9 protein-coding genes are annotated in these 9,653 nt (G+C 69.3%); 6 read left to right on the forward strand and 3 right to left on the reverse strand.

Annotated features, from left to right (window positions below):
- Position 1 precedes the first annotated feature (1 nt).
- Genes RTI28_RS29165 through RTI28_RS29175 form a run of 3 tightly spaced genes read right to left on the reverse strand, consistent with a single transcriptional unit; the run spans position 2 to position 2,972 of the window.
- Positions 2-1,240: a cytochrome P450 gene (locus RTI28_RS29165; RefSeq protein ID WP_316923710.1), complete on the reverse strand. Its 1,239-nt coding sequence runs from the start codon at positions 1,238-1,240 to the stop codon at positions 2-4.
- The gene (locus tag RTI28_RS29170; protein WP_316923711.1) at positions 1,240-1,926 is read right to left on the reverse strand and encodes an HAD-IA family hydrolase; all 687 of its coding nucleotides are present in this window, start codon (positions 1,924-1,926) and stop codon (positions 1,240-1,242) included. The genes RTI28_RS29165 and RTI28_RS29170 overlap by 1 nt, the downstream gene beginning before the upstream one ends.
- Complete coding sequence (locus tag RTI28_RS29175) at positions 1,926-2,972, reverse strand: ScbA/BarX family gamma-butyrolactone biosynthesis protein (RefSeq protein WP_316923712.1); 1,047 nt, start codon at positions 2,970-2,972, stop codon at positions 1,926-1,928. Before RTI28_RS29175 ends, RTI28_RS29170 begins: the two co-directional genes overlap by 1 nt.
- A gap of 305 nt (positions 2,973-3,277) precedes the next feature.
- Between RTI28_RS29175 and RTI28_RS29180 the strand changes: the two genes are divergently transcribed.
- From RTI28_RS29180 to RTI28_RS29205, 6 genes are all read left to right on the forward strand, one after another.
- Complete coding sequence (locus tag RTI28_RS29180; protein WP_316923713.1) at positions 3,278-5,962, forward strand: TonB-dependent receptor; 2,685 nt, start codon at positions 3,278-3,280, stop codon at positions 5,960-5,962.
- 26 nt (positions 5,963-5,988) lie between these two features.
- Complete coding sequence (locus RTI28_RS29185) at positions 5,989-6,663, forward strand: class II aldolase/adducin family protein (RefSeq protein ID WP_316923714.1); 675 nt, start codon at positions 5,989-5,991, stop codon at positions 6,661-6,663.
- Positions 6,660-7,493, forward strand: coding sequence for a transporter substrate-binding domain-containing protein (locus RTI28_RS29190; protein WP_316923715.1), 834 nt, complete (start codon positions 6,660-6,662; stop codon positions 7,491-7,493). Before RTI28_RS29185 ends, RTI28_RS29190 begins: the two co-directional genes overlap by 4 nt.
- Positions 7,486-8,238, forward strand: coding sequence for an amino acid ABC transporter permease (locus tag RTI28_RS29195; RefSeq protein ID WP_316923716.1), 753 nt, complete (start codon positions 7,486-7,488; stop codon positions 8,236-8,238). Before RTI28_RS29190 ends, RTI28_RS29195 begins: the two co-directional genes overlap by 8 nt.
- The gene (locus RTI28_RS29200) at positions 8,228-8,914 is read left to right on the forward strand and encodes an ABC transporter permease subunit (RefSeq protein ID WP_316923717.1); all 687 of its coding nucleotides are present in this window, start codon (positions 8,228-8,230) and stop codon (positions 8,912-8,914) included. The genes RTI28_RS29195 and RTI28_RS29200 overlap by 11 nt, the downstream gene beginning before the upstream one ends.
- A partial coding sequence (locus tag RTI28_RS29205; protein WP_316923718.1) for a PLP-dependent aspartate aminotransferase family protein occupies positions 8,902-9,653 on the forward strand: 752 nt, incomplete at its 3' end. The genes RTI28_RS29200 and RTI28_RS29205, both read left to right, overlap by 13 nt.

Below are 9,653 nucleotides of genomic sequence, written 5' to 3' on the forward strand. Positions count from 1 at the left end.
TTCAGAGAGAGGTGAAGCCGCGTACCGGCAGGCGGGTCGGACGGCGCAGGATGATGCCCTCGACCCACGGCACCTGCTCCGCCGCGATATCCAGACGCAGGTCCGGCAGGCGCTTGACGAGGATCTCCAGCACCGTGGTGATCTCCAGGCGCACCAGCGCGGCGCCCATGCAGTTGTGCATGCCGTAGCCGAACTGCAGGTGCCGGGCCTCCTGGCGGTCGAGGCGGATGGCCAGCGGATCGCTGAACACCTCGGGATCGCGGTTGGCGGCGAAGGCATCAGCGTAGATCACGCTGCCCGCCGGGATCAGCCCCCAGGGCCCTTCGATATCCGTGCTGGCCAGGCGCGGGAAGGCCGAGATGGTGCCCAGCGGCAGCACCCGCAACAGTTCCTCCACCGCCGACGGAATCAGCCCGGGGTCGTCCACCAGGCTGCGGTACAGCACCGGTTGCGCGAGCAGGACATAGACCGCCTTGGTCAGCACGCTGAGGATGTTCTGGTCGCCGCCGATCAGCACACCGATGAGAATCCCCACCAGTTCCTTGTCGCTCAGCGGCGGCTCGCTGTCGTTGCGCGCGGCAACGAAACGCTGGATCAAGCCGTCCGGCAGGCTGGGACGGGCACCGGTGACCAGGTCGGTGAGGTAGTCGTAGACCCCCCAGAACTGGCGCAGCAGGTCAGGCACGTCGTGGTCCGAGGCGATCTGCACGGTGTGGGTCAGCGGCCGGTAGTAGTCGCGGTCGGCCAGGGGAATGCCGAGCAACTGGCAGTCGACGGTGGACGGCACCTGCTCCAGCACCAGGCTGAACAGGTCGGCGCCGCGCCCCTGCTGGAGCAGCAGGTCGATGCGCGCATGGGTGACCTGCTCCACCGCCTCGCGCAGCACCGCGACGCCGCTGGGACTGAAGTCCCGCGCCACCACCTTGCGCAGTCGGCCGTGGTCGGGAATGTCGTTGTTCAGCAGCAGCTCCGGCGGGGTGATGGTGGGCAGGAAACTCGGCCCGTCCTCCTCGTTGCAGGGTGCGCGGATGGCGCGGTTGTCGAGCAGCAGCGCCTGCACCTCGGCATAGCGGGTCAGGTGGATGGCGCTGTGCCCGCTGGGCAGCAGGATGCGCTGGAAACCGCCTTCGGCGGGCAGCGGCTGGTAGGCCGGCGCGGCATCCAGGTTGGCGATCTGGGTGATGTCGATGTCCGCGAGCCGGGCGGTGCTGACCGGCAGGCTGTCGAGGGCGATGTTCATCAGGCAAGTGCTCCTTCAGGCTGCTGCGCGGAGAACACGCAGACACCGGTGGCGTGGGTGATGTCGCCCAGGGCCTGGCGGTTGTCGCGAAAATGCACGGTGCGCCAGCCGCGGGCAGCGGCGGCGGCGACATTCTCGGCCAGGTCATCGATCAGCAGGTTGGCCTCTGCAGGCAGCCCGGCGCGCTGCTGGGCGATGTCGAAGAACTGCGCATCGGGTTTGCGGCAGCCCTCCCTGGACGAGTCGACGATCAGGTCGGCGACCTCGTCGAGGCCGACGATGGCGCGCCAGTACGGTTCCCACTCGACCACGTTGTTAGTCAGGATGCCGATGGCGAACCCGGACGCCTTCAGCTTGCGCGCCGCCGCGACCATCGCCGCGTTGGCCTGCACGCCGGCGAACCACTGCTCGCCGAAGCGCCGCAGGCGTGCCCGCGACAGGTCCGCCGACGGCTCCTGGCGAATCAGCGCCAGCTCGACCCGGCGCCCCCATTCGTCTTCACTGAGCAGCGCGTTCTCGATCGGTGCCAGCGGCGGCACGCCGAGCTCCTCGGCGACCTCGGCGAAGGCCCGCTGCAACGCTGCAGGGGCCAGACCGGTCTTCACCTCGTACTGCGCGAACAACGCTTCGATGGGCGGCGACAGCACGCCGCCGAAATCGAACCAGACCCGCTCGATGGCACTCATCAGGCACCTCCCACGGCGGCCAGCGCCAGTGGCTGGAACAGACGCTGCAACTCCACCTCGGCATGCGCCAGCTGCGCCCCGCCCTGCTCCACCGACAGGTTCACCACGACCCGGCCATCGTCCAGCACGCGCAGGCTGTCCAGGTTGGCCCTGACCTGGGTCGCCAGGCCGAACTCGCCGAAGCGGGTGAACGCCACCCGGGCGCGTCCGAGCAGCAGTTCGTCGGGGGCCAGGCCCAGTTGCCGCTTGGCGCCGACCAGGGCGAGCTGGCGGAAGCCTTCGAGCAGGAGCATGCCGGGGATATGGTCCAGCGGGTGATCGAAGATCGCCGGGTTGGACTGGTCGACGATCAGCGCGGCGACCAGATGGCCGTCCTCCACGACGATCTCGCGCCCGAGCACGACGTTGCTCAGCCAGTGCCGGCCGACCTGGAACGGTGCCAGCGGCGCCGGCGACTGGGCCAGCGGGTCATGCTGCAAGGCACTGGCGGCGAGCGCCGGGGTGCGGATCTTGTTCCAGGCGGTATCGCTCATCCAGCGGATCGACATGCCGTCATGGCGCGCCGCGACCCGGCCGTTCACGCTCAGGGTCATGTCCAGGGTCACGCCGCTGCGCTGGCCGTGGCGCAGGTACTCGCCCACCACCCGCACGTCGATCAGCGCCGACGCCGGACGCGCACCCACCACCAGGGCTTCGCGCTCGACGATCGAGGTGTCGCTGTCGAGGTAGATGAACTTGTCGCTGGTGCTCACGTCGAGGAAGGCGTGGGACACATAGATGGAGGCCTGGCGAAACACCTCCAGCAGCAACAGCGTGTCGTAGTGTGCGTCGCGGTGGGTGTGCTCGCTGAAGTAGCTGTGGGTCCGCGGCAACTGCGCCAGGCAACGGAAATGGCCCTCGGCGACACGCTGGGCGCCGGTCAGGAACACCTCGCTCACCGCCGCGCGGTGGACCATGCCGCGCGGCACGGTGTTTTCCTCGACAGTGGCGGCCAGCACCACGGCAGGTTCGAAGGTCGTCGGATCAGGATGCTGCAAGCTGGTCATGGAGCAGGCCTCTTCAGGTTGTACGCAAGGGGTTCGAGAACCGTCGACCACACCGCCCTCATCTGGCGTGTCGGCTCGACCGGTTCTGCCTGTGTGTGGGTTGACGGCGAAAAGTTTTCACTCGTTGCACAGATCGTTTGGTTACGTGCTTATACCCGTGCGACAGCTCTGGCCCGAGGGTCGCAGCCGTTATATCGATGCAACCAGAAGTTCTAATCGCAGCACTGAAAATCCCGGGTGCTCATCGCTCAAGGTCGGAAACAACAGCCCACGCACAACAGCGCTGAACCGATCTGGAGTCATTCATGCACCAACGATTCACCCTCGCCTCCCTGGCCTGCGTCCTGGCCATCCAGACCCTGCCCGCCAGCGTGCTCGCCGACAGCACCACAGCGCCCGTCAGCCAGCAGCAACAAGTCGACTACGACATTCCCGCAGGCAGCCTCGAAGACGTGCTGCTGGCGATCTCGCAACGCAGCAGCAAGGCCATCGTCTATGACCAGGCGCAGGTCGCCGGTCTGCACGGTCCTGCCGTGCGGGGTCGCTTCACCGCGCAGCAGGCACTGGACACCGCCCTGCAGGGCAGCGGCCTGGGCCACAGCAGCAGCCCCAGCGGCGCGGTGCGCATCCACCGCCTGGACGACAGCGCCGCCGCCGCGCCGCTGACCCCGGCAGCCGCGCCACGCCTGGGCACGGTCCAGGTGATCGGCACCCGGCGCAGCGACATCAGCGCCCTGCAAGCCAGCGCGCCGGTGGACATCATCCAGGGCGAGGCGCTGCGGCGCACCGGCCACGACAGCCTGGCCAAGGCCCTGGAGACCCTGGTGCCGTCGGTCAGCTACCCGCAGATCAACGGCACCGACGGCGTTTCCGCGCAGCGTCCGGTGCTGCTGCGTGGACTGGCCGCCGACCAGGTGCTGGTGCTGGTCAACGGCAAGCGCCGACACGCCTCGGCCTTCGTCAACACCAAGGCCACCCTCGGTCGCGGCTCGCAGGCGGTGGACCTGTCGACGCTGCCGGTGGCTGCCGTCGACCATATCGAACTGCTGCGCGACGGCGCCTCGGCGCAATACGGCTCGGATGCCATCGCCGGGGTGATCAACATCGTCCTCAAGGACCGCGACCAGGGCGGCGAGGCCCAGGCCAGCACCGGCCAGTACAGCAAGGGCGACGGCTTCAGCCGCTCGCTGTCGGGCTGGAAGGGCTTCAGCCTGCCGGGTGACGGCTACCTGACCGTCAGCGCCGAAGGCGTGAAAAGCGAGCGCACCTCCACCGACGGCGCCGACCTGCGCCGCTTCTACCCGGCAGGCGACCCGCGCGAAGCCACTGCCGAGCGGCACTGGCGCTACGGCTCGCCGGGCCTGGATGACTGGAAACTGGGGGCCAACGCCGGCGCCTTCATCACCGAACACACCGAGCTGTACGGCTTCGCCACCTACCAGGACCGCACCGCCGAATCCCAGGCCGTGTACCGTCGGCCGATCGACGCCAACAATATCGTCAGCGTCTATCCCAACGGCTTCCTGCCCCTGCTCGACGTGCGCTCGCGCGATGCCGCCGGCACCGCCGGGATCAAGTACGACGATGACGTGCTGGGCCGCTTCGACCTCAGCGCAACCTATGGCCGCAACCGCATCGACTACCACCTCGGCGACTCGCTCAACGCCAGCCTCGGTCCCGCCAGCCCGCGCAGCTTCGATGCCGGTGCGCTGATCAACGACCAGGCCCAGCTGAGCCTCGACCACGTCAAGGAATTCGCCGTCGGCTACAGCGCCGCGCCGCTGGTGTTCTCCAGCGGCCTGGCCTGGCGCCACGAGGGCTACGAAGTGCTGGCCGGGGACACCGCGTCCTGGGTCCAGGGTACTGTCCTGCCGTCCCGGGCCGGCGGCGCCCAGGGTTTTCCCGGCACCCGGCCAAGCGATGAAGGCGACTATTCGCGCAAGGTCCTCGGTGCCTACCTGGGCCTCGAACAACAGCTGACCCAGGCCCTGCAACTGGGCGTGGCGGCGCGCAGCGAGCACTACGACGACTTCGGCAACACCAGCACCGGCAAGCTCTCGCTGCGCTACGACTTCAACGAACACTTCGGCCTGCGTTCCACCCTGAGCAGCGGCTACCGCGCGCCGACCCTCGGCCAGATCGGCACCTCGGCGACCCAGACCGAGTTCCTCGCCGGCGACCCCACCGCCTATCAGGTCGGCACCCTCAGCGTCGACACCGGCGTCGCTCGCGCCCTGGGCGCCCAGGACCTGAAGCCGGAGAAGTCGCGGAACATTTCCGTGGGCCTGGTCTGGCAGCCGGTCGAGGACGCCAGCCTGACCCTCGACGCCTACCAGATCCGCATCAAGGACCGCATCGCCCTGTCGGAGACCCTGCGCGGCAGCACGGTCAACCAGATCCTCGCCAGCCAGGGCTATGGCAACTACTCCGGGGTGAGCTTCTTCACCAATGCCCTCGACACCCGCACCCATGGCCTGGACCTGGTCGGGCACTACCGCGTGACCCTGCCCCAGGTCGGCCAGGTGACCTTCAACGCCGGCTTCAACTGGAGCAAGACCCAGGTCACCGATGTCCAGGACAACCCCGGCCCGCTGAGTGGCAGCGGGGTCATCCTGATCAACCGCGAGGCCCTGAGCTACGTCCAGAGCGCCAGCCCGCAAAGCAAGCTGGTGCTCGGCGCCGACTGGCGCCAGGGGCCCTGGTCGGCGGCGTTCACCACCCTGCGCTATGGCCGCTACACCCTCGACTCCAACGCTGGCCCGGCCTTCGACCAGACCTTCGGCAGCCAGTGGGTGAGCAACGCCAGCCTGTCCTACGACGTCGATTCGGCCCTCACCCTGACCGCCGGGGCCAACAACCTGTTCGACAGCTACCCGGACAAGATCGACGTGGCCAACCGCTTCGTCGGCGGCCGCGTGCAGTACCAGAGCATCTCGCCGGCCGGCGCCGAGGGTGCGTACTACTACCTCAAGGCCAACTACCGCTTCTGAGCCATCCCCTGTACAGGAAGACCGTCATGACCCGCCAGACACCCCCCGCGGACCTGCTGCTTCTCGCCCAGCAATTCGAACAGGACGTCGCCAGCGCCCACCAGTTGCTGCAGCGCCACCAGGCGCTGTCGGCCAACCAGGCGGGCAACCTCAGCCTGCGCCTGCCCGGCCAGGAGCGCCTGCTGATCGCCGCCTTCAACGGCCCCGACGCCGGCCGCACCGCCGTGCTCGACTTCGACCTCGAACAGAGCCAGGGCCGGCTCAACGACAACCTGCGCGAAGTCGCCGCGCTGCATGTCGCCATCTACCGCCAGCGGCCCCAGGTACGCTCGGTGATCCATACCCATTCGCCGTACCTGAGCGCCTTCGCCATCGCCGGCCGGCCGCTGCGCGCGCATGCCAGCCAGTTGCTCGGGGTCCTCGACGAAGACCAGGAAATCCCCCTCACCGCCTGGGGCCCGCGCTATGCGCCGGAACCGGTGATCGCCGCGCTGCAGGCGCATCCACGGGCACCAGCGACGCTGCTGGCCAACCACGGGCCGTTCGCCTGGAGCGAGCGCGATGCGCTGGCCGCCACGCGCCTGCTGATCAACCTCGAAGAGTCGGCCCACCTGACCTGGCTCGCGGCCCAATTGGGCACGCCGCAACCCTTCCCGGCCGGCGCCGCGGAGCGCTCGCGGCAGGGCTGGGTGGCCTCATGATCGGCCTGCGCCAGCTACCCTGGCTGGCCGCGCTGCTGGTAAGCGGCGGGCTCAGCGCCGAACCACTGCTGGAACGCGCGGTGGACCGTGGGGTGCTCAACGTCTGCAGCGGCGACGAGTTCCCGCCGTTCAAGTTCCTCGATGCCCAGGGACGCCCCGCCGGGCTGATCCCCGACCTGATCGACGACCTGCACCGCCAGCTGGCGGTCGCCACCGGCAAGGAGCTGACACTGCGCCTGGTGCAGGTCAATCCGGTGAATCGCATCCTGTTCCTGCAGCAGGGCCGTTGCGACCTGCTGATGACCTCGATGCTCAACACCCCCGCCCGCCGCGAGCAGGTGGACATCGCCAGCCCGGGCTTCTACCAGTCCGCCGCCACGGTGTTCGCGCCCAAGGCCAGCGTCCTGACGGACTGGTCGAGCCTGCGCGGCAAGACCCTCTGCGCGCCGGCCACCAGCGTCTGGATAAGGCCGCTGGAGGAGCGCTACGGCGTGCGTTTCATTTCCTTCAACGGCAGCGCCGAAGTGCGCAAGGCGGTGGCCGACCAGCGCTGCCTCGGCGCCCTCGGCGACGACGTGCTGTACCGCGCCCTGGCGGCCACCCCGGGCTGGGAGGACTACGAAGTCAAGCTCCCCGGCCAGGACCCGGCGCCCTGGGGCATCGCCGTGCGCAAGGGCCAGCCGCAGTTGCTCAGCGCGCTCTCGCGGATCGTCGAGGGCTGGCACGCCGAGGGCCTGATCATCGCCCTGGAACATCACTATGGCCTGGCGCCCAGCCCCTGGCTGGTCGAGCAGCAGCAGGCACGGCAGGCGGTGGCCCGGCATGACTGAGCCCGACCTGCGCCTGTGGCTGCAAGAGCACGGCCTGACCCTCAGCGTGCTGTGGGACCCCACCGACCGCGAGCGCCTGCTCGCCGGGCTGGGCCTGACCCTGCTCATGGCAGTGGTCGCCGGCCTTGCCTCGCTGCTGATCGCCGCCCTCGGCGTGGCCGCCCAGCGCAGCCCCAGGCGCTGGCTGAGCGGCCTGGTCGACGGCTACGTGGCGCTGTGGCGCAGCACCCCGCTGCTGGTGCAGCTGTTCTTCTTCTACTTCGGCCTCGGCGCCCTGCTGCCCCTCACCGTCGGCGACGACGGCAGCCAGGTGCGCCTGCTCGGCGGCACCGGCTGGGCGATCATCGCCATCGCCCTGTACAGCGGCGCCTTCCAGATCGAAGCGCTGCGCGCCGGCATCGACACGGTGCCCCGCGGCATCCATGAAAGCGCCGCGGCGCTGGGCCTGCACGGTCTGCCGCTGTGGCGCCACATCCTCCTGCCGCTGGCCCTGCGCAACAGCCTGCCGGCCGTGGGCAACAACCTGGTGCAGACCCTCAAGGCCACCTCGGTGGCCTATGCGGTGGCCGCGCCGGAACTGCTCTACGCGGCCAACCGGATCTGGTCGGAGCGCTTCAACGTCGGCGAAATGATGCAGGTGCTGCTGCTCACCTGGCTGCTCCTGATCGGCACCTGCAGCTGGCTGCTGGGCCGCCTCGAAGCGCACCTGCAACTGCCCGGACAGGAGGCCCGCGATGTTCGCTGAAGACGCACTCTGGCGCCTGTTCTGGCAATGGCTGCCGTCGCTCGGCGCGGGCTTTGCCCTGAACATCGCCATGGGCCTGCTGGCCATGGCCGTGGCCAGCCTCGCCGGCGGCGCGCTGGCCCTGCTCCAGGTGCTGGCGCCAACGCCGCTGGCGAACCTCGCCGGTCGCCTGGGGCGCGGTTTGCGCAATCTGCCGTGGCTGGTGGTGATGTTCTACGTCGCCTACCTGCTGCCCTACGAGGTGCAGGTCGGTGGGCACTGGCTGCAACTGGACGACTGGTTCAAGGTCGCCCTGGGCCTGGCGCTGCCCGCCAGCGGCTACGTCGCCGAGATGCTCCGCGGCGCCCTGCACACGGTACCGGTCGGGCAGTGGGAAGCCGCGCTGGCCCTCGGCCTGTCGCGACGCCAGACGCTGCGCCGGGTGATTCTGCCGCAGGCGCTGCGCAGCGTGCTGCCGCCCTGGATGAACCTGTTCTGCACCCTGTGCATGTCCACCTCGCTGGGCAGCCTGCTGGGTGTCGAGGAGCTCATGAGCGTGCTGCAGAGCCACCTCTCCGGCCAGTTGCGCGCGGACGTGCTGCTGCCCGCCTACGCCCTGGCCTTCGCCGCCTTCTTCCTGTTCGTCTATCCCCTGGCCCGCTGGGCCCGGTACCTGGAGTTGCGATGGAGCCACTGAACACCTGGCGCGACGACACGCGCCTGACCCATGGCGGGCGCGACCCGGCCAGCCACGGCGGCACGGTGAACACCCCGGTGTACCGCAGCTCGACCTTCATCTGGCCGAGCGCCGAGACCCTGCCGCGCTACTTGCGCCATGCCGACGATCCGCATCTGCGCGAACACATCTACGGGCGCAACGGCAACCCCACCACCGCCGCCTTCGAAGACGCCGTGGCAGCCCTCGAAGGCGGCTTCCGCAGCCTGGTGATGCCCTCCGGGCTGGCCGCGATCGCCGGCACCCTGCTGGCGCTGGTGCGCGGCGGCGACCATGTGCTGGTGACCGACAACTGCTACGGCCACGCCCGCCAGGTGTTCGACCGGGTCATGCAGGAGATGGGCGTGGAGGTCAGTTATTTCCCGCCGCTGCTCGGCGCCGACATCGCCGCCCTGATGCGCCCCAACACCCGCCTGGTGTATGCCGAGGCGCCGGGCTCGAACACCTTCGAGGTCCAGGACATTCCCGCCCTGGCCCGCGCCGCCCACGCCGGCGGCGCCCTGCTGGTGATGGACAACACCTGGGCCACGCCGCTGTTCTTCAAGCCCTTCGTCCACGGCGTGGATGTGTCGATCCAGGCGGCGACCAAGTACCTGGTGGGGCACAGCGACGCCATGCTCGGCGTGATCACCACCACCGAAGCCCTCTACAGCCAGGTGCGCGACCGGGTGCGCCTGCTCGGCTACATCGCCAGCGCCGA

It is taken from the genome of Pseudomonas sp. zfem002 (assembly GCF_032621685.1).
GTDB classification, from domain to species: domain Bacteria; phylum Pseudomonadota; class Gammaproteobacteria; order Pseudomonadales; family Pseudomonadaceae; genus Aquipseudomonas; species Aquipseudomonas japonica.